This is a genomic window from Pseudomonas syringae (assembly GCF_002157375.1).
Taxonomy (GTDB): domain Bacteria; phylum Pseudomonadota; class Gammaproteobacteria; order Pseudomonadales; family Pseudomonadaceae; genus Aquipseudomonas; species Aquipseudomonas syringae_T.
In genome coordinates this window covers 327,593-347,199 of sequence record NZ_MTSA01000004.1, presented here as the reverse complement: position 1 = coordinate 347,199, position 19,607 = coordinate 327,593, and the positions used below count along the sequence as shown (strand labels likewise).

The 19,607-nt window shown below is 58.9% G+C and carries 16 protein-coding genes; 12 read left to right on the top strand and 4 right to left on the bottom strand.

Translation table 11 applies throughout. From position 1 onward, the window contains the following. Positions 1-148: 148 nt before the first annotated feature. The gene (acnB, locus tag BW686_RS06890) at positions 149-2,749 is read right to left on the bottom strand and encodes a bifunctional aconitate hydratase 2/2-methylisocitrate dehydratase (protein WP_084915593.1); all 2,601 of its coding nucleotides are present in this window, start codon (positions 2,747-2,749) and stop codon (positions 149-151) included. A gap of 402 nt (positions 2,750-3,151) precedes the next feature. Between acnB and BW686_RS06885 the strand changes: the two genes are divergently transcribed. The 5 genes from BW686_RS06885 to BW686_RS06865 all read left to right on the top strand — a co-directional run bounded on the left by BW686_RS06885 (position 3,152) and on the right by BW686_RS06865 (position 7,856). Then, a complete protein-coding gene (locus tag BW686_RS06885) occupies positions 3,152-3,622 on the top strand; it encodes a DUF1289 domain-containing protein (RefSeq protein WP_084915592.1) in 471 nt (156 codons plus the stop codon). A gap of 84 nt (positions 3,623-3,706) precedes the next feature. Further along, positions 3,707-4,318 (top strand): tRNA-(ms[2]io[6]A)-hydroxylase, encoded by a 612-nt coding sequence (locus BW686_RS06880; RefSeq protein WP_003390687.1) that lies wholly within the window; start codon positions 3,707-3,709, stop codon positions 4,316-4,318. A gap of 148 nt (positions 4,319-4,466) precedes the next feature. Then, positions 4,467-4,955, top strand: a complete 489-nt coding sequence (locus BW686_RS06875; RefSeq protein ID WP_084915591.1) for a MarR family winged helix-turn-helix transcriptional regulator — start codon at positions 4,467-4,469, stop codon at positions 4,953-4,955. Positions 4,956-5,045: 90 nt separating this feature from the next. Beyond that, on the top strand, positions 5,046-6,254 hold the full coding sequence (locus tag BW686_RS06870; protein ID WP_084915590.1) for an HlyD family efflux transporter periplasmic adaptor subunit: 1,209 nt from the start codon (positions 5,046-5,048) through the stop codon (positions 6,252-6,254). Positions 6,255-6,317: 63 nt separating this feature from the next. After that, positions 6,318-7,856, top strand: coding sequence for a DHA2 family efflux MFS transporter permease subunit (locus BW686_RS06865; protein WP_084915589.1), 1,539 nt, complete (start codon positions 6,318-6,320; stop codon positions 7,854-7,856). A 614-nt stretch (positions 7,857-8,470) separates the two neighbouring features. Here the strand turns inward: BW686_RS06865 and lpxH are convergent. Both lpxH and BW686_RS06850 read right to left on the bottom strand, forming a co-directional pair. Then, entirely contained in the window at positions 8,471-9,217 is a 747-nt protein-coding gene (gene lpxH / locus BW686_RS06855) for a UDP-2,3-diacylglucosamine diphosphatase (RefSeq protein ID WP_084915588.1), read from the bottom strand. Continuing rightward, entirely contained in the window at positions 9,214-9,717 is a 504-nt protein-coding gene (locus BW686_RS06850; protein ID WP_084915587.1) for a peptidylprolyl isomerase, read from the bottom strand. Before BW686_RS06850 ends, lpxH begins: the two co-directional genes overlap by 4 nt. 207 nt (positions 9,718-9,924) lie before the next feature. Here BW686_RS06850 and BW686_RS06845 point away from each other — a divergent pair, with 207 nt between their 5' ends. Next, positions 9,925-11,619: a glutamine--tRNA ligase/YqeY domain fusion protein gene (locus BW686_RS06845; RefSeq protein ID WP_084915586.1), complete on the top strand. Its 1,695-nt coding sequence runs from the start codon at positions 9,925-9,927 to the stop codon at positions 11,617-11,619. Between the two features lie 24 nt (positions 11,620-11,643). After that, positions 11,644-13,026, top strand: coding sequence for a cysteine--tRNA ligase (gene cysS, locus BW686_RS06840; protein WP_084915585.1), 1,383 nt, complete (start codon positions 11,644-11,646; stop codon positions 13,024-13,026). A 179-nt stretch (positions 13,027-13,205) separates the two neighbouring features. Here the strand turns inward: cysS and BW686_RS06835 are convergent, their stop codons facing one another. After that, entirely contained in the window at positions 13,206-15,056 is a 1,851-nt protein-coding gene (locus tag BW686_RS06835; protein ID WP_084915584.1) for a sigma-54-dependent Fis family transcriptional regulator, read from the bottom strand. 311 nt (positions 15,057-15,367) lie between these two features. Here BW686_RS06835 and BW686_RS06830 point away from each other — a divergent pair, with 311 nt between their 5' ends. From BW686_RS06830 to BW686_RS06810, 5 genes are read left to right on the top strand one after another with little or no spacing between them, the layout of a single operon-like run. Next, positions 15,368-16,462 carry an ABC transporter ATP-binding protein gene (locus tag BW686_RS06830; protein ID WP_084915583.1) on the top strand — a complete coding sequence of 365 codons (1,095 nt, stop codon included), beginning with the start codon at positions 15,368-15,370 and terminating at the stop codon, positions 16,460-16,462. Continuing rightward, positions 16,462-17,577, top strand: a complete 1,116-nt coding sequence (locus BW686_RS06825) for an ABC transporter ATP-binding protein (RefSeq protein WP_084915582.1) — start codon at positions 16,462-16,464, stop codon at positions 17,575-17,577. The genes BW686_RS06830 and BW686_RS06825 overlap by 1 nt, the downstream gene beginning before the upstream one ends. Then, complete coding sequence (locus tag BW686_RS06820) at positions 17,570-18,436, top strand: carbohydrate ABC transporter permease (protein WP_084915581.1); 867 nt, start codon at positions 17,570-17,572, stop codon at positions 18,434-18,436. Before BW686_RS06825 ends, BW686_RS06820 begins: the two co-directional genes overlap by 8 nt. Before the next feature lie 10 nt (positions 18,437-18,446). Further along, positions 18,447-19,247: a carbohydrate ABC transporter permease gene (locus tag BW686_RS06815; RefSeq protein WP_003376266.1), complete on the top strand. Its 801-nt coding sequence runs from the start codon at positions 18,447-18,449 to the stop codon at positions 19,245-19,247. A 12-nt stretch (positions 19,248-19,259) separates the two neighbouring features. After that, the gene (locus BW686_RS06810; RefSeq protein WP_084915580.1) at positions 19,260-19,532 is read left to right on the top strand and encodes a DUF2160 domain-containing protein; all 273 of its coding nucleotides are present in this window, start codon (positions 19,260-19,262) and stop codon (positions 19,530-19,532) included. Positions 19,533-19,607: the final 75 nt, after the last annotated feature.

Below are 19,607 nucleotides of genomic sequence, written 5' to 3'. Positions count from 1 at the left end.
GCTCAGTGACCGGAGTCAAGAGCAGGCTACTCCCCAACAAGGGCTGCCACTATAGCCATGCGAATGTGAAAAATACAGGTACGGGTTACTTGAGCGCAAAAAAAACCCCATCACGAAGATGGGGTTCCTTTGACGCGTCGCGCTGTGATTACACTTGCAGCGCCGGGATGTTGGCGTTTGCAGCGGCTTCACGGAACTCGGCGATCTGATCGAAGCTCAGGTAGCGGTACACGTCCGCTGCCATCGTGTCGATCTGGTTGGCGTAGCCCATGTACTCTTCGACGGTCGGCAGGCGACCCAGAATCGAAGCGACGGACGCCAGCTCGGCCGAGGCCAGGTAGACGTTCGCGCCGTCACCCAGACGGTTCGGGAAGTTACGGGTCGACGTCGACACCACGGTGGCGTTCGGTTCGACGCGTGCCTGGTTACCCATGCACAGCGAGCAGCCCGGCATTTCCATGCGTGCGCCAGCCTTGCCGTAGATGCCGTAGTAGCCTTCTTCAGTCAGCTGATGAGCATCCATCTTGGTCGGCGGCGACAGCCACAGACGCGTTGGCAACTGACCCTTGACCTTGTCCAGCAACTTGCCCGCAGCGCGGAAGTGGCCGATGTTGGTCATGCAGGAACCGATGAACACTTCGTCGATCTTCTCGCCTTGTACCGAAGACAGCAGGCGGGCATCGTCCGGGTCGTTCGGCGCGCAGAGCACAGGCTCTTTGACGTCGGCCAGATCGATTTCGATGATTTCGGCGTATTCGGCGTCCTTGTCGGCTTCCAGCAGTTCCGGATTGGCGACCCAGGCTTCCATCGCCTGAGCACGACGTTCCAGCGTGCGCGGATCACCGTAGCCCTGTTCGATCATCCAGCGCAGCAGGGTGATGTTCGAGTTCAGGTATTCGATGATCGGCTCTTTGGCCAGCTTGATGGTGCAGCCGGCAGCCGAACGCTCGGCCGACGCATCGGACAGCTCGAAAGCCTGTTCGATGCTCAGGTTGTCGAGGCCTTCGATTTCCAGAATGCGACCGGAGAATGCGTTTTTCTTGCCTTTCTTTTCTACGGTCAGCAGGCCAGCCTGAATCGCGTAGTAAGGAATGGCGTGAACCAGGTCGCGCAGGGTGATGCCAGGCTGCATCTTGCCTTTGAAGCGAACCAGGATCGATTCGGGCATGTCCAGCGGCATGACGCCGGTGGCTGCAGCAAACGCTACCAGGCCGGAACCGGCCGGGAAGGAGATGCCGATCGGGAAGCGGGTGTGCGAATCGCCACCGGTGCCGACCGTGTCTGGCAGCAGCATGCGGTTCAGCCAGCTGTGGATGATGCCGTCGCCCGGACGCAGCGATACGCCGCCACGGGTCATGATGAAGTCAGGCAGCGTGTGGTGCGTCTTGACGTCGATCGGCTTCGGGTAGGCTGCGGTGTGGCAGAACGACTGCATGACCAGATCGGTCGAGAAACCCAGGCATGCCAGGTCTTTCAGTTCGTCGCGAGTCATCGGGCCAGTGGTGTCCTGGGAACCGACGGTGGTCATTTTCGGCTCGCAGTAGGTGCCCGGACGGATACCTGCTACGCCGCAGGCCTTGCCGACCATCTTCTGCGCCAGGGTGAAACCCTTGGTGCTTTCGGCTGGCTGGTCTGGCGTCTTGAACAGGTCAAAGGCAGGCAGGCCCAGCTCGGCGCGAGCCTTGCTGGTCAGGCCACGGCCGATGATCAACGGAATACGGCCGCCAGCGCGGACTTCGTCGAGCAGCACCGGAGTCTTCATTTCGAAGGTGGTGATGACTTCGTCGCTGTCGTGCTTGCAGACCTTGCCTTCGTACGGGTAGACGTCGATCACGTCGCCCATGTTGATGTTCGAGACATCGAATTCGATTGGCAGAGCGCCAGCATCTTCCATAGTGTTATAGAAGATCGGAGCGATCTTGGTGCCGAAGCAGAAACCACCGGCACGCTTGTTCGGCACGTAAGGAACGTCGTCGCCGAAGAACCACAATACCGAGTTGGTGGCCGATTTACGCGACGAACCTGTACCGACCACGTCACCGACGTAGGCGATAGGGAAGCCCTGGCCGCGCATTTCTTCGATCTGCTTCATTGGGCCGATGGAGCCCTGTACGTCCGGAACGATGCCGTCACGGGCCATTTTCAGCATGGCGAGGGCGTGCAGCGGGATGTCGGGACGCGACCAGGCATCAGGTGCCGGGGACAGGTCATCGGTGTTGGTTTCGCCAGTGACCTTGAAGACACGCAGGCTGATCTTGTCGGCCAGGGTCGGGCGCTTCTTGAACCACTCGCCGTCAGCCCAGGACTGAACGACAGCCTTGGCGTGAGCGTTGCCGTTTTTGGCTTTTTCGGCGACATCGTGGAATGCGTCGAACATCAGCAAGGTGTGCTTGAGTTGTTCGGCCGCGACCGGGGCCAGCGTAGCGTCATCCAGCAGCTCGACCAGCGTGACGATGTTGTAGCCGCCCTGCATGGTGCCCAACAGCTCGGTTGCACGCTTCTTGTCGATCAGGGGAGAAGTGGCTTCGCCCTTGGCCAGGGCAGACAGGAAACCGGCTTTGACGTAGGCCGCTTCGTCAACGCCCGGTGGAATGCGATTGGTGATCAGGTCGACAAGGAAAGCTTCTTCGCCCGCCGGGGGATTTTTCAGCAGCTCGACCAGGCCTGCGGTTTGCTCGGCGTTAAGCGGCTGGGGCACGATGCCCTGGGCGGCACGCTCTTCGATGTGTTTACGGTAGGCTTCAAGCACAGTATTAACCCTCATCAGTGGTCCCAAATGGGTGTCCGGGACGCTCATCCAGAAATCGTCCGCGCCCACGCAAGGCTTATTGAACCTTGTTGGCAGGGTGTCGGCGATTCCTAACAGAAGCTGTTTTCAAAGTTTTACGCCTGCAGGACGGGGGGATGAGCGGTCGACACGGCCATTCGTGATGAGGGAATTGCCTGTCGACGCCGCGCTGCGGGGTTAACCTGACTGTGCTCGTGACGCTTTGAAAACAGCTTCCAACGGACATTGGCGCCTTAAAAGGCTCGCTGATTCTACGCCAAAACTTCGTTAAAGGTAAGTTAACCCCTACATCTTCGAGGGTGAACTTGCTTAGACAAAGGGCTAACATACGCGTCTGTTTCGCCTTCCCCAGTCCTGCCTGCCATGCCCGATTACATCATCAAAACCCCCTGCGTCGGCCTTTGCTCCACTGTTTACGGGGATCTGGTGTGCCGTGGCTGCAAGCGGTTCCATCACGAGGTCATCCACTGGAACGGCTATAACGAAGACGAAAAAAGAGCCGTCTGGCTGCGCCTGGAGCAATTGCTGGTCCAGGTCATGACCGCCAAGCTTGAAGTCTTCGATGTCGACAAGCTGCGCATGCAGCTCACCCAGCGCAAGATCCGTTTCGTGCCGCATCAGTCCGAGTACTGCTGGGCCTACCAGTTGATCGCGCGCGGTGCGCGGGTCATCAGTCAGGTCGAGGCCTACGGCTTTGTGCTGTTGCCCGAGTTCCGCGACTGGACGTTGCCCGAGCTGCGCGACGCGATTGATCGCGAATTCTTCTTGCTGTCCGAGGCGCATTATCAGCGCTACATCGCGCCGGGTTTTCTAAAGGATGCTTTCGGCGCCTGACAGTGCGGCCCTGTATTTGTGTCGCGAGCCTTCGGTGCTGCTCGTATAATGCCGGGCCTTGTCTCTCCGTCACCTTGTGAGCTTATGTACCCGATCCCTGAAATCGAAGCCTTTCTGCTCTGCCGCACGCCCGACAGCTGGGTTCAGGCTGCGTTGCGCAACCTGGATATCCTGTTGATCGACCATGCGAACAACGAAAAGAAGGCGGCCGGTGCAGCGTTTCAGTTCATGTTCCAGTACAACGACAAATTCGACCTGCTGAGCAAGATGTCGCGTCTGGCCCGTGAAGAACTGCGCCATTTCGAACAGGTGATCAGCATCATCCGCAAGCGCCAGATTCCCATGGCCAACATCAGTTCGGCGCGCTATGCCGGAGCGCTGCGCAAGTTGGTGCGCAATCACAACCCGTACCGGTTGACCGACGCCTTGATTGTCGGTGCCATCGTCGAGGCCCGTTCCTGCGAACGCTTTGCCGCGCTGGTGCCGCACCTGGACGAAGAGCTGGCCAAATTCTACGGCGGCCTGTTGAAGTCAGAAGCACGGCATTTTCAGGATTACCTGAAGCTTGCTTACAGCTACGGTGACAAGGCCGATGTCGATGCCAAGATCGAGGAGATCCGTCTGGCCGAGCGCGAGCTGATCGAAAGCCCGGACGAGGAGTTCCGCTTTCACAGTGGCGTGCCTGCTGCCGCCTGAGGCTTTTAACGCTTCCAAAAAACGACCGCCTCACCAGCGGTCGTTTTTTTATGGGCTTTTAGTAAGCAAGCTAATAAATGCTTTGACAACGGCTGCCTAGGCAGTAATATTTTGTAATCACTGCCTAGGCAGCTATCTCGGTGAGCCCTTGAAACATTTTAGCCCCGAAAATATTGATTCCAGCCTGATCGGGCTGCTGGTCGGCCGCACCAATGCGCTGAAAGACCGCATGCTGGACAAGTACCTGCTGCCTTATGACGTGACATTTGCGCAGTTCAAGGTGCTGATCATCATTTCCCAGTTCTCCAGCGATACGCCGGTGGAGTTGTGTCGGCACCTGTCGCTGGACAGCGGTTCGATGACCCGCATGCTGGATCGTCTGGAGCAGAAGGGGCTGGTCGTGCGCGCGCGGTCGGCCACGGACCGTCGTCAGGTTCGTCTCGCGCTGACCGCGCAAGGGCAGAAGCTGTCCGACCTGTTGCCGCAGATCGGTGCCGATGCCATGAACGACACCTTCGCCGCACTGGATGCGGAGGAGGTTGCGACCCTGCAACGGATTCTCACCAAGGTGCTGGTGGCCGCTGATGATCACATCACGCTCACTCGTTTGAGTTTCAATCCCAAAGCCAACAGCTGAACGTTACGACAGGGTGAGCCTGCTCACCGCCTGCGGTCCTGAACAGGCCCTGGCAACTGCCCCGCCGTCGCTGACTACAAGGTAATCGTCATGGCCACTGCCGCCACCGAAAACACATCCGAACCGTCGCAAAAGAAAGACGCGAGCCCTGGCAAACGCAAGTTTCTGCTGATCGGGCTTGCGATCATTGTCGTGCTTTGCGGGCTTGGCATCTGGGCCTGGTACGAGATCTACGGCCAATGGAGCGAAGAGACCGACGACGCTTACGTCAACGGTAATGTGGTCGAGATCACGCCGCTGGTTACCGGGACCGTCATCAGTATTGGTGCCGATGATGGCGATCTGGTGCAGGAAGGGCAGGTGCTGCTCAAGTTCGACCCTAGCGACGCCGAGGTGTCGCTGCAGAGCGCCGAGGCCAATCTGGGCAAGGTCGTGCGTCAGGTGCGTGGTCTTTACAGCAACGTCGACGGGCTGAAAGCACAGATCGCCGCGCAACGCGCTGCTGTGCAAACCGCCCAGGACAACTACAACCGTCGCCGCGGCCTGGCAGCAGGGGGCGCGATTTCTCAGGAAGAGCTGTCCCATGCCAGAGACAGCCTGACCAGCGCGCAGAGTGCCTTGAACAACCTTCAGCAACAGCTGAGCACCAGCGTGGCACTGGTCGACGATACCGTTGTTTCCTCGCACCCGGACGTCAAGGCCGCTGCTGCCCAATTGCGTCAGGCCTTTCTGGCCAACGCGCGCTCCACGCTGGTGGCGCCGGTGACCGGTTACGTGGCCAAGCGCACCGTGCAATTGGGGCAGCGTATTCAGCCAGGCACTGCGACGATGGCGGTCATCCCGCTGGATCAGTTGTGGATCGATGCCAACTTCAAGGAAACCCAACTGGGCAAGATGCGCATCGGTCAGCCGGTGGAAATCAGCTCTGACCTGTACGGCAGCGATGTGAAGTACAGCGGCACCATCGACAGCCTGGGCGCCGGCACCGGCAGTGCCTTCGCGCTGTTGCCGGCTCAGAACGCAACCGGTAACTGGATCAAGATCGTCCAGCGTGTGCCGGTGCGGGTACACATCAACCCTGAAGAGCTGGCGCGGCATCCGTTGCGCATCGGTCTGTCGACCACGGTCGAGGTCAATCTGCACGATCAGAGCGGCCCGGTGCTGGCGCAGCAACCGCGCAAACAGGCCGCGTTCAGCACTCAGGTGTATGCCGAGCAACTGGCCGACGCCGACGCGCTGATCACTCGCCTGATTCACGAGAACAGTGCTTCCGGCGGCAAGACTGCCGCGCAGCGCTGAACCGCCAATCCGTGAACCCCGACCCGTTGGTCGGGGTGCCGCACTTGTTTTCAGGGATTTGCGATGAGCAACAATGCCCCCGCTTCTTTTACGCCGCCCAGCTTGCTGCTGTGTACCATCGGCCTGTCGCTGGCAACGTTCATGCAGGTGCTCGACACCACCATTGCCAACGTGGCGCTGCCGACCATCGCCGGCAACCTGGGGGTGAGTTCGGAGCAGAGTACCTGGGTCATTACCTCGTTCGCCGTCAGTAACGCGATTGCCTTGCCGCTGACCGGTTGGCTGAGCCGCCGCTTCGGTGAGGTCAAGCTGTTCCTGTGGGCCACCATTCTGTTCGTGATGGCGTCGTTTCTTTGCGGCATTTCCCAATCGATGCCGGAGCTCGTAGGTTTCCGGGCGTTGCAGGGCATGGTAGCCGGGCCGCTTTATCCGATGAGCCAGACCCTGCTGATCGCGGTTTATCCGCCTGCGAAGAGGGGGATGGCACTGGCATTGCTGGCGATGGTGACGGTGGTTGCGCCTATTGCCGGGCCGATTCTGGGCGGCTGGATCACTGACAGTTACAGTTGGCCGTGGATCTTCTTCATCAATATCCCCATCGGTCTGTTCGCGGTGCTGGTGGTGCGTACGCAGATGGCCAAGCGGCCGGTCAGCACGGCACGTCAGCCGCTGGACTACATCGGCCTGCTGGCGTTGATTGTGGGCGTAGGTGCGCTGCAGATCGTGCTCGACAAGGGCAATGACCTGGACTGGTTCGAGTCCAACTTCATCCTGTTCGGCTCAATGATTTCGCTGGTCGCGCTGACCATCTTCGTGATCTGGGAAATGACCGACAAGCATCCCATCGTCAACCTGAGGCTGTTTGCCTACCGTAACTTCCGTGTTGGTACGCTGGTCATGATCGGCGGCTATTCCGGTTTCTTCGGCATCAACCTGATATTGCCGCAATGGCTGCAGACCCAGATGGGCTACACCGCCACCTGGGCCGGCCTGGCGGTGGCGCCCATCGGCATCCTGCCGGTGCTGATGTCGCCCTTTGTCGGCAAATACGCGCACAAATTCGACCTGCGCCTGCTGGCGGGGCTGGCGTTTCTGGCCATGGGGCTGAGTTGCTTCATGCGTGCCGGCTTCAACACCGACGTGGATTTCGAGCATGTGGCGATGGTGCAACTGTTCATGGGCATCGGTGTGGCACTGTTCTTCATGCCGACCCTGACCATCCTGTTGTCGGACCTGCCACCTGACCAGATTGCCGACGGCTCGGGGCTGGCGACCTTCCTGCGGACCCTGGGCGGAAGCTTCGCGGCGTCGCTGACCACCTGGATCTGGATCCGCCGCGCCAACCAGCACCATGCCTACCTGAGTGAAAACATCAGCACCTTCGACCCGGCCACCCGCCACGCCCTCGACAGCCTGGGCGGTGCCAGCCCGCAGGCGTACGCGCAACTGGAACAGACCCTCAACGCCCAGGCTTACATGATGTCCACGGTGGATTACTTCTATCTGCTGGGCTGGGTGTTCGCAGGCCTGATCCTGCTGGTCTGGCTGGCCAAACCCCCGTTCGCCGCCAAGGCTGGGCCAGCGGCGGGGGGAGGGCATTGATGTGTGTCTTTCGTATCACTGCGCTGGCATGCAGTTTGTGACTGCTCTAACTGCTCTAACTGCTTTAGATGTGTTTTTTCGCGATAGCACTGACGACACAGATTGCGACGTCAGTGACGGCTGAGTCCTGGCGCTGATCCGGGGGGAACTCGGTAGGACGCCGAGTTAGCTGCACCGGGCCATGGATGGCCCGTTGCAGCGACCCCCGGATCAGTGTCAGGACGAAGGAACCCGACGAAGTCGGGCCGGAAACGGAGCCAGGGGCTTTGCTCACTTTGGCCCCTTCAAAGTGAGTCGCCGAGGGGCGAAAAGGTGCCTTGAGCCGTAAACAACCATCACTGTCATCGCAGAACCGCTGTGCGACGCTGAGCGCCACAAAAGAGGACGCAGAGCGTCCAGAACGGCATGCCGACGCGGAGCATCGGCACGATAGTCAAACCGTAAACAACCATCACTGCCATCGCAGAACCGCTGTGCGACGCGCAGCGCCACAAAAGAAGACGCAGAGCGTCCAGAACGGCATGCCGACGCGGAGCATCGGCACGATAGTCAGTCAGATTTGTGTCTAACGCGGAGCGAAGGACGATAATCATCAAAGCCCGGTTTTCGAGCCATCAGTTAAGCAACGCTACCTTCTCCGGCACAAAATCGAATGAACTCAGACTCATGCCCTGTTCGTCGACCTGCAACGTCCAGCCCTGACGGTCCCAGTCACCCAGCACGATACGTTTGGCCGACTGGTCGCCAATCTGCAATTTGTGGATCGCCGGGCGGTGAGTATGCCCGTGGATCAGCGTGCGAACGCCGAACTGCTGCATGATTCTCGGCACTTCCTCCGGGGTCACGTCAACGATGTCATTGGCTTTCATGCTGGTTTTGGCACGGCTTTCGTTGCGCAGCTTGCGCGCCAGCTTGTGGCGAGTGCTCAACGGCAGGTGACGCAGTATGAACAGCGTCAACGGATGGCGCAGGTAACGGCGCATCCGGATATAGCCTTCGTCACGGGTACACAGGCTGTCGCCGTGCATCAGCAGCACAGGCTCTCCGTTCAACGACACGACGCTGGGGTCGCTCAGCAGGGTGCAGCCCGCTGCTTTGCAGAAACCCTTGCCGATCATGAAGTCACGGTTGCCGTGCATCAGAAAAATTCGTGTGCCGCTGTCGCTCAAGTCGCGCAGGGCTTTGCAGATCGAAAGCTGGAACGGCGACATTGCATCGTCACCGATCCAGACTTCAAAAAAATCCCCGAGGATGTACAGCGCCTCGGCCGTGCGGGCGCGACCCGCAAGGAGATCAAGAAACGCCCGGGTAATGTCCGGGCGCTCCTGTTCAAGGTGCAGATCGGAGATCAGCAGTATCACTCAATGATCTCGGCTTTCTCGATGATCACGTCTTCGCTCGGAACGTCCTGGTGACCCGCTTTGCTGGTGGTCGCGACGCCCTTGATCTTGTCGACAAACTCGGTGCCTTCGATCACTTCCGCGAACACTGCGTAGCCCCAGCCCTGAGTGGTCTTGGCAGAGTGGTTCAGGAAGGAGTTGTCAGCCACGTTGATGAAGAACTGCGCAGAGGCCGAATGCGGCTCCATGGTACGGGCCATGGCAACGCTGTACTTATTGTTCGGCAAGCCGTTGTCGGCTTCGTTCTGAATGCTCGGACGCTTGTCTTTCTTTTCTTTCATGCCAGGCTCGAAACCGCCGCCCTGAACCATGAAGTTACCGATGACACGGTGGAAAATCGTGTTGTCGTAGTGGCCAGCTTTAACGTACTCGATGAAGTTGGCTACAGTCAGTGGCGCCTTTTCTGCGTTCAGTTGCAGAACGATGTCGCCGTGGTTGGTGGTCAGCTTTACTTTGGACATGTGGAAAGTCGCTCTCTAGTCATGCATGAGTGGGCACAGTATGACCCTGACGCGCAGTTTACAGACGAGGTTACATTTTTCAGCGCTTTTGCAGCTTTTATGGCTTCAAATGCGCAGTCTGTTGTCAGGGACTTGACAGCTTCGGCTATGATAAGCGCTTTGATTTAGTCGGCCTACCCTGGCCGCGCACGTATGCCCAAGGATCTTATGAGCAAGCCCACTCTAGAACCCGCTGCCCATTCAAAGGCAGGCCCAGCCGTACCGACCAATTTTCTGCGTCCGATCGTGCAGGCCGACCTGGATTCGGGCAAGCACAGCAAAATCATCACGCGCTTCCCGCCGGAGCCCAACGGTTACCTGCACATTGGCCACGCCAAGTCGATCTGCGTGAATTTCGGTCTGGCCCAGGAGTTTGGTGGCGATACGCACCTGCGTTTCGACGACACCAACCCGGCCAAGGAAGACCAGGAATACATCGATGCCATCATGAGTGACGTCAAATGGCTGGGCTTCGAGTGGGCCGGTGAAGTGCGCTACGCCTCTCAGTATTTCGATCAATTGCACGACTGGGCGGTTGAGCTGATCAAGGCGGGCAAGGCCTATGTGGATGACCTGACCCCCGAGCAGGCACGTGAATACCGCGGCACCCTGACCGAGCCGGGCAAGAACAGCCCGTTTCGCGAGCGCAGCGTCGAGGAAAACATCGACCTGTTCGCCCGCATGAAAGCGGGTGAGTTCGAAGACGGTGCTCGTGTACTGCGCGCCAAAATCGACATGGCCTCGCCGAACATGAACCTGCGTGACCCGATCATCTACCGCATTCGCCATGCACATCACCACCAGACCGGTGACAAATGGTGCATCTACCCGATCTATGACTTTACCCACGGTCAGTCGGATGCCATCGAAGGGATCACCCATTCGATCTGCACCCTCGAGTTCGAAAGCCATCGTCCGCTGTATGACTGGTTCCTCGACAACCTGCCGGTGCCGTGCAAACCGCGCCAGTACGAGTTCTCGCGGCTGAACCTCAACTACACCATCACCAGCAAGCGCAAGCTCAAGCAACTGGTTGACGAGAAACACGTCAACGGTTGGGATGATCCGCGCATGTCGACGCTGTCGGGCTTTCGCCGCCGTGGCTACACGCCCAAATCGATTCGCAACTTCTGCGAAATGATCGGCACCAACCGCTCCGACGGCGTGGTCGATTTCGGCATGCTCGAATTCAGCATTCGTGATGACCTGGACCACAGCGCGCCGCGTGCCATGTGCGTGCTGCGACCGCTGAAAGTCGTGATCACCAATTACCCGGAAGGTCAGGTCGAGAAGCTGGAATTGCCACGTCATCCGAAGGAAGACCTGGGCATGCGCGAGCTGCCGTTTTCGCGGGAAATCTACATCGACCGCGACGATTACATGGAAGAGCCACCGAAGGGTTACAAGCGTCTGGAGCCGAACGGCGAAGTGCGCTTGCGTGGCAGCTACGTGATTCGTGCCGACGAGGCGATCAAGGATGCGGATGGCAACATCGTCGAGCTGCGCTGCTCGTATGACCCGGACACGCTGGGCAAGAACCCGGAAGGCCGTAAGGTCAAGGGTGTCGTGCATTGGGTGCCAGCGGCAGAAAGCGTTGAATGCGAAGTGCGTCTGTATGATCGCCTGTTCCGTTCCCCTAACCCTGAAAAGGCCGAAGACAGTGCGAGTTTCCTGGACAACATCAATCCGGATTCCCTGCAAGTACTGACCGGTTGTCGTGCCGAGCCTTCATTGGGGCAAGCGCAACCGGAAGACCGTTTCCAGTTCGAACGCGAAGGTTATTTCTGCGCGGACATCAAAGACTCGAAACCCGGTCAACCAGTCTTCAACCGCACGGTAACGCTGCGGGATTCCTGGACCTGATGCTGTACGTTTGAGGGGGAGCCAGTGCTTTCTATCTACAACACGCTCACCAAGAGCAAAGAAGTCTTCAAGCCGCTGGATGGCAACAAGGTGCGCATGTACGTCTGCGGGATGACCGTGTACGACTACTGCCACCTTGGGCATGGCCGCAGCATGGTCGCGTTCGATCTCGTGACCCGCTGGTTGCGTTTCAGCGGCTATGAACTGACCTATGTGCGCAACATCACCGACATTGACGACAAAATCATCAATCGTGCGCGGGATAACGGCGAGTCGTTTGACGCGCTGACCGCACGCATGATCGACGCCATGCACGAGGACGAGGCTCGCCTCAACATCCTCAAGCCGGACATGGAACCGCGCGCCACTGACCATATTCCTGGCATGCACGCGATGATCCAGACCCTGATCGACAAAGGCTATGCCTATGCGCCGGGTAACGGCGACGTGTACTACCGGGTCGGCAAGTTTCAGGGTTACGGCAAGCTGTCGCGCAAGAAGATCGAAGACCTGCGCATCGGCGCGCGTATCGAAGTGGACGAGTCCAAGGAAGATCCTCTGGACTTCGTGCTCTGGAAGGGCGTCAAGCCCGGCGAGCCGAGCTGGGAGTCTCCGTGGGGCGCCGGCCGGCCAGGCTGGCATATCGAATGCTCGGTGATGTCCACCTGCTGCCTGGGTGACACCTTCGATATTCATGGCGGCGGCAGCGACCTCGAGTTCCCGCACCATGAAAACGAAATCGCCCAGAGCGAGGCGGCCACCGGCAAGACCTACGCCAATGCCTGGTTGCACTGCGGCATGATTCGCATCAATGGCGAGAAGATGTCCAAGTCCCTGAACAACTTCTTCACCATTCGCGACGTGCTGGAAAAATACCACCCGGAAGTGGTGCGTTACCTGTTGGTGTCGAGCCACTACCGCAGCGCGATCAACTATTCCGAAGACAGCCTGCGCGAGTCGAAGGCGGCACTGGAGCGCTTCTATCACGCGCTCAAAGGCCTGCCGGTTGCAGAGCCAGCAGGGGGCGAAGCGTTTGTCGAGCGTTTCAGCACCGCCATGAATGACGACTTCGGTACGCCTGAAGCCTGCGCGGTGCTGTTCGAGATGGTGCGCGAAATCAACCGCCTGCGCGATTCGGATGTTGCGGCAGCGGCGGGTCTGGCGGCGCGTTTGAAGGAACTGGCCAGCGTGCTGGGTGTTCTGCAGCTTGAAGCCGATGACTTTTTGCGCGCAGGCGCCGAAGGGCGGGTCGATGCGGCTGAAGTGGAAGCGCTGATTCAGGCGCGTCTGGCAGCGCGTGCAGCCAAAGACTGGGCCGAATCCGACCGGATCCGTGACCAGATCACGGCGATGGGCGTGCTGCTGGAAGACGGCAAGGGCTGTACGACCTGGCGTCTGGCGGACTGATCAAGTCAGGCAGCCTGGGCTCCGCATTGGCTTGCATGGGGTGACGCGGAACGTCACGAAATGCATGCCCACGCGGAGCGCGGGAACTGGAAGACTATTGTGCCCATGCTCCGCGTGGGCATGCTGTTCTGGACGCTCTGCGTCCGATCCTCGATGTCCGGTCTGGCGAGCGTCAACAACTAAACAATCCGCTGCTCCCTCAACCGTTTGTACAGCGTATTGCGGCTGACCCCAAGGCGTTTTGCCAGTTGTGAAATATTCCCGCCCGCTGCTTGAAACAATTGGTTCAGGTCTTCCTTCGAGGCGAGGCGCATGGGTTCTTGTGTTTTTGCAGGCTCCCGGTATTCCTCATCCATGCTCGCATCAAGCAAAAAGTCTTCCGGCAGGTGCTCGGCGCTGATCGGCTGCTCATCCGCCAGCGCCAGTGCCACCTGAATCACGCTGTTGAGCTGACGAAGGTTGCCTGGCCAGGCGTGGTGCTCAAACAGCTCAAGCACCTCTCTGGAGAACCCCGCACGCTGATGAGTTTCACGGTGCCGCTCCCAGATGCGCTGGATCAAGGCGTGTTTGTCAGTGCGTTCGCGCAGCGGCGGCAGCTCGATGCTCAGGCCGCTGATCCGGTAATAAAGATCCTGACGAAAATGCCCCGCCTGGACCTGCTCGCGCAGGCTGCGATGGGTGGCGGAAATCAGCCGTATGTCCACCGGGTACAGCTCGCTGCTGCCCAGCGGTTGAACGCAGCGTTCTTGCAGCACACGCAGCAGGCGCGCTTGCACCGGCATGGGCATGTCGCCGACCTCGTCGAGAAACAAGGTGCCTTTGTCGGCCTTGCGAATCAGGCCGATGCTGCCTTTCTGGTTGGCACCGGTGAACGCGCCTTTCTCATAACCGAACAGCTCGGCCTCGACCAGATCGGCCGGGATCGCCGCGCAATTGACCGCAATAAACGGCTGACCTGTCCTGGAGCTGGCTTGGTGCAGCGCTTTGACGAATACTTCTTTGCCGACGCCGGTTTCACCGTGTATCAACAGCGGAATGTCTTTTTCCAGCAGGCGTTGCGCCTGAAGCACGGCTTTCTCGACTTTCGCATCGCCCAGGCTGATCGCATCAAGGTCAAGGTTTCGCGGAGCTGTCGGCGCCTGGACAGGCTGGACGCTGTGCAGCTTCAAGGGCTTGCGGGTCGGCCGCTTGAGCAAACATTGAAAGCGGTTATTGCCGAGCGCATGCAACGCAAACGGGCGCGCCTCGGTTTCACTGAGCAATTGCAGGATCGGGCATTTGAACAGCGTTTCGATATTGACCCCCGACAACCTGACGCCCAGCAAATTGTCGGCACGCCGGTTGGCGCAAAGAATCCGGCCACTCTCATCAAAAATCAGCAGACCCGCCCACTGGCTGTCGAGGTTGTTCAGGCCGGTGTTGAAAATCAGCTGGAAATGCGTATCGCGAAACTGATCCAGGATCAGGCGGTTCTCTACGGACTGACTCATCATCTTGACCATGCCAAGCGTGTGCGAGGGCGGCAGGAAGCTGTCGCTGGACACATCCAGCACGGCAATGATGCGCCGGTCGGCATCGAAGATCGGCGACGCAGAACCGGTCATGAAGCGATTGGCCTTGAGGAAGTGTTCATCCGGCTCGATGTGAATCGCCTGCTCGCAGGCCAGCGCAGTGCCGATGGCATTGGTGCCGGTGCCGCGTTCGCTCCAGCTGGCTCCGGCCATGAAGCCTTGGGTCTGTGAAGGCTCGACGAAGCGTTGAGTGCCCCAGGACTTGAGCAATTGGCTATGAGTGTCTGCCAGCATGATCAGGCAATTCGAATTGCTGAGAATGTTTTCGTAGACCGGCAGCACCTCTTGGTGAGTGGTCTGCACCAGGGCGTGATGGCGCTCCAGCAGACGGGATACCTCGGCGCCCGGCAGTTGGCCGAACGATGGGCGCGTCTGATGGCTGAGACCGAAGTCCCGGCAGCGGGTCCATGAATCCTGAATGATGAGATCGTGAGCAAGCGAAACGCTGGATTGAGACATGAGGATGCCTGCGAATGTGACATGTTGTTTTTGTTTTTAGGTCCCGTCGGCGTGACCATCCTTGCCCGCAACGTTTGTCCAGTGTCGTTCAGAACTGTTCAAAGTCAATGTTCATTTTGTTCAGTTGTTCATTATTTACCGTTCATTTTTGTTCAGCTACGAAGTGGCCGGCGTCCCGTACATCCCCTGTAAATGCGGGCGAAGGCTCTGCTTCGGGCTTCGTCACGCGTTTCGCTGACCTGGCACGAATGTCGCTATCTCCAATCAGTCACGCATTCACCCTTACGAAAAAAACAACAAAAGGGCACGCCATGTCACTCACGCTGGAGCATGTCAGTCGCGCGGTCGACGGCCAGATCTGGATCGACGACGCTTCCCTGAGCTTTGAGCCGGGATCATTCAACGTTTTGCTGGGGCGAACCTTGTCCGGCAAGACCAGCCTGATGCGCCTCATGGCCGGGCTGGACAAGCCTGACAGCGGGCGCGTGCTGATGAACGGGGTCGATGTCACGCAGCGGCCGGTTCGCCTGCGCAACGTTTCGATGGTTTATCAGCAGTTCATCAACTACCCCAGCATGACGGTGTTCGAAAACATCGCATCGCCCCTGCGTCAGGCGGGCCTTTCCAAAGAGGTGATCCACAGCCGCGTGCAGGAAACCGCGAAGATGCTGCGCATCGAGAAGTTTCTGCAACGCCACCCCCTTGAGTTGTCCGGCGGACAGCAGCAGCGCACCGCGATGGCCAGAGCGCTGGTCAAGGATGCCGAGCTGATCCTGTTCGACGAGCCTCTGGTGAACCTCGATTACAAATTGCGTGAAGAGCTGCGTCAGGAAATGCGCGAGCTGTTCGCGGCCCGCCACACCATCGCGATCTACGCCACCACTGAACCCAATGAGGCGCTGGCGCTGGGTGGCACCACCACCATTTTGCATGAAGGACGAGTGGTGCAGAGCGGCAAGACCCCTGAGGTCTACCACCAGCCCGCCACGGTGCTGGCCGCCGAATTGTTCTCCGAGCCGCCCATCAACCTGATGCCGGGGCGCATCGAGGGCAATGAAGTCAGCTTTGCCAACTTCGTGCATTTTCCGCTTAACGCCGATCTGCGCGCAGTCGGCGATGGCGAATACCGCTTCGGGGTGCGCCCCAGCCATCTGAGTCTGGTGCCTTCCAACGATGACGATCTGGAACTGGCCGTGACGGTCGAACTGGCTGAAATCAGTGGCTCGGAAACCTTCCTGCACGTGCGCAACGAGCTGTTTTCGCTGGTCCTGCATCTGCCAGGCGTGCATGCCTACGACGTTGACGCGTCGATTCGCGTGTACATCCCGACCCATAAACTATTTGTATTCGATCAGCAGGGCGGCCTGATTCAGGCGCCGGGCCTGCGTATGGCGAGGGTTGCCTGATGGCCGAGATCCGCTTGCAGAACCTGGCGCACAGTTACAGCGCCAAACCCGGTCCGGACGATTATGCGATTCGGGAAATGAGCCACATCTGGGAGCAGGGCGGGGCGTATGCGCTGCTCGGCCCGTCCGGGTGTGGCAAGTCTACGCTGCTCAATATCATTTCGGGTTTGCTCAGCCCGTCTCAGGGGCAGGTGCTGTTCGACTCCAAGGTCGTCAACGAGCTGCCCCCGGAACGTCGCAACATCGCCCAGGTTTTCCAGTTTCCAGTGATCTACGACACCATGACGGTGTTCGATAATCTGGCCTTCCCATTGCGCAATCAGGGCATGGACGAGGCGAGAATTCTCACCAAGGTCAACGAAATTGCCGATGTACTGGACCTGCAACCGCTGCTGAAAAAGAAGGCGCGCAACCTGAGCGCCGACGAAAAACAGAAAGTTTCGATGGGTCGCGGCCTGGTACGCGATGACGTTTCGGCGATTCTCTTTGATGAGCCCCTGACTGTCATCGACCCGCACTTGAAGTGGAAGCTGCGCCGCAAGCTCAAGCAGATTCACGAGCAATTCAACATCACGATGGTCTACGTCACCCACGATCAGTTGGAGGCATCAACCTTCGCTGACAAGATTGCGGTGATGTACGGCGGTCAGATTGTGCAGTTCGGTACGCCTCGGGAGCTGTTCGAAAAGCCTTCCCACACCTTTGTCGGTTATTTCATCGGCAGCCCGGGCATGAACCTCATCGATGTCACGCCTCAGCCGGGCGGTGTCGGTTTTGCCGACATTCACCTGCCGCTGCCTGAGTCATTGCAGCAAAAGCTCGCCGACACCGCGTGGAAAAGCCTGAAAGTCGGCATTCGCCCCGAGTTCGTTCACGTCTGGGACGGGCCTTACGAAGAGGCAATGTGCGCTGACGTGACCTACGTCGAAGACCTGGGCACCTACAAGATCATTACCCTGAAACTGGCCGGACAACTGCTGAAAGTTCGCCTGCAGGAAGACAAGCCAGTGCCGCAAGGTCAGGCCTGGATCAGCTTTCCGGGGCAATGGCTGATGCTGTATGCCGACGATTACCTGCTTGAAGCCGGCCCGACCAGTGAGGTGCCCCATGCGTAAGGTGCAGAGCAACAAGGCCTGGTGGCTGGTGATGCCGGTATTTCTGCTGGTGGCATTCAGCGCCATCATCCCGATGATGACGGTGGTCAACTATTCGGTGCAGGACATTTTCGATCAGTCCAGCCGTTACTTCGTCGGCACCGACTGGTTCAGGCAGGTGCTGCAGGACCCGCGACTGCACGATTCGCTGCTGCGCCAGTTCATTTATTCGGGCTGCGTACTGCTGATCGAGATTCCACTGGGTATCGCCATCGCCCTGACCATGCCCACCAAAGGTCGCTGGTCGTCGTTGTGCCTGATCGTGATGACCATTCCGCTGCTGATTCCATGGAACGTGGTCGGCACCATCTGGCAGATATTCGGCCGTGGTGACATCGGTCTGCTGGGCTACACGCTCAACAACGTGCTGGGCATCAATTACAACTACGCAGCCAACGCGTCAGATGCCTGGGTGACGGTACTGGTCATCGATGTCTGGCACTGGACCTCGCTGGTGGCGTTGCTCTGCTATTCGGGGCTGCGAGCCATTCCGGATGTGTACTACCAGGCAGCGCGCATCGATCGTGCGTCTGGATGGGCCATCTTCCGACACATTCAGTTGCCGAAGATGAAGAGTGTGCTGCTGATCGCCGTGATGCTGCGCTTCATGGACAGCTTCATGATCTACACCGAGCCGTTCGTGCTGACCGGTGGCGGTCCGGGCAACTCCACCACGTTCCTCAGTCAGACCCTGACCACGATGGCGCTCGGTCAGTTCGACCTGGGGCCTGCGGCGGCGTTCTCGCTGGTGTACTTCCTGATCATTCTGTTGGTGTCATGGGTGTTCTACACCGCCATGACTCACAGCGAAAAGAACTGAGGGGCTGGCCATGAGTCTGCGAAAAATCATACCGCTGTGGATTTACCTGCTGTTCCTGCTGGTGCCGATCTACTGGCTGGTCAACATGTCGTTTAAAACCAACACCGAGATTCTGGGTGGCCTGACGCTCTGGCCGCAGGATTTCACGCTGGCCAACTACAAGGTGATCTTCACCGACGAGAGCTGGTACAGCGGCTACCTCAACTCGCTGTATTACGTGTGCCTGAACACGGTGATTTCGCTGAGTGTCGCATTGCCGGCAGCTTATGCGTTTTCACGCTATCGTTTCCTCGGCGACAAACACCTGTTCTTCTGGTTGTTGACCAACCGCATGGCGCCACCGGCGGTGTTCCTGCTGCCGTTTTTCCAGCTGTACTCGTCCATCGGGCTGTTTGATACGCACATCGCCGTGGCATTGGCGCATTGTCTGTTCAACGTTCCGCTGGCGGTGTGGATTCTGGAGGGCTTCATGTCCGGGGTTCCCAAGGAAATCGACGAAACCGCCTACATCGACGGTTACAGTTTTCCCAAGTTCTTCGTGAAGATTTTCATCCCGCTGATTGGCTCGGGAATCGGTGTAACGGCATTTTTCTGCTTCATGTTCTCGTGGGTCGAGCTGCTGCTGGCGCGCACCCTGACATCGGTCAACGCCAAGCCGATTGCCGCCGTGATGACGCGCACAGTGTCGGCATCGGGCATCGATTGGGGGGTGCTGGCGGCGGCAGGGGTGTTGACCATCCTGCCAGGCATGCTGGTGATCTGGTTCGTTCGCAATCATGTGGTCAAGGGCTTTGCTCTTGGTCGTGTCTGAGGAGTCGAGAAAATGGAGTGGATGTCCTGGACACTGCCGACTGCAGCTTTTTTCATCAGTATCGGGTTGTTACTGGTGGGTATGACCGTGTGGGAATTGCGCTCGGCGAGCATTGAGCGCAGAGGTTTTCTACCGATTGCCACAACGCGTGGCGACCGTTTGTTCATTGGGCTTCTGGGAAGCGCCTACCTGCATTTGCTGGTGATCGGCGCGACTGACTGGAGTATCTGGATCGCTTCAGGGATTTCCCTGGTGTGGCTGTTGGTGGTGATGCGTTGGGGTTAGCGAGCGGCCGGGCGCGATTGCCGGGGTGATCCGGTCGGCAGTATTCGAAAAGCGGGACTACATAAAAGCAACATT

What these genes read in the sequence shown, in the direction of transcription:
- BW686_RS06830 (WP_084915583.1), top strand. Translation starts at nt 15,368, where the DNA reads ATGTCACTCACGCTGGAGCATGTCAGTCGCGCGGTCGACGGCCAGATC.
- BW686_RS06885 (WP_084915592.1), top strand. Translation starts at nt 3,152, where the DNA reads ATGCCCGATTACATCATCAAAACCCCCTGCGTCGGCCTTTGCTCCACT.
- BW686_RS06820 (WP_084915581.1), top strand. Translation starts at nt 17,570, where the DNA reads ATGCGTAAGGTGCAGAGCAACAAGGCCTGGTGGCTGGTGATGCCGGTA.
- BW686_RS06825 (WP_084915582.1), top strand. Translation starts at nt 16,462, where the DNA reads ATGGCCGAGATCCGCTTGCAGAACCTGGCGCACAGTTACAGCGCCAAA.
- BW686_RS06815 (WP_003376266.1), top strand. Translation starts at nt 18,447, where the DNA reads ATGAGTCTGCGAAAAATCATACCGCTGTGGATTTACCTGCTGTTCCTG.
- BW686_RS06835 (WP_084915584.1), bottom strand. Translation starts at nt 15,056, where the DNA reads ATGTCTCAATCCAGCGTTTCGCTTGCTCACGATCTCATCATTCAGGAT.
- BW686_RS06865 (WP_084915589.1), top strand. Translation starts at nt 6,318, where the DNA reads ATGAGCAACAATGCCCCCGCTTCTTTTACGCCGCCCAGCTTGCTGCTG.
- BW686_RS06870 (WP_084915590.1), top strand. Translation starts at nt 5,046, where the DNA reads ATGGCCACTGCCGCCACCGAAAACACATCCGAACCGTCGCAAAAGAAA.
- BW686_RS06880 (WP_003390687.1), top strand. Translation starts at nt 3,707, where the DNA reads ATGTACCCGATCCCTGAAATCGAAGCCTTTCTGCTCTGCCGCACGCCC.
- BW686_RS06810 (WP_084915580.1), top strand. Translation starts at nt 19,260, where the DNA reads ATGGAGTGGATGTCCTGGACACTGCCGACTGCAGCTTTTTTCATCAGT.
- BW686_RS06845 (WP_084915586.1), top strand. Translation starts at nt 9,925, where the DNA reads ATGAGCAAGCCCACTCTAGAACCCGCTGCCCATTCAAAGGCAGGCCCA.
- BW686_RS06850 (WP_084915587.1), bottom strand. Translation starts at nt 9,717, where the DNA reads ATGTCCAAAGTAAAGCTGACCACCAACCACGGCGACATCGTTCTGCAA.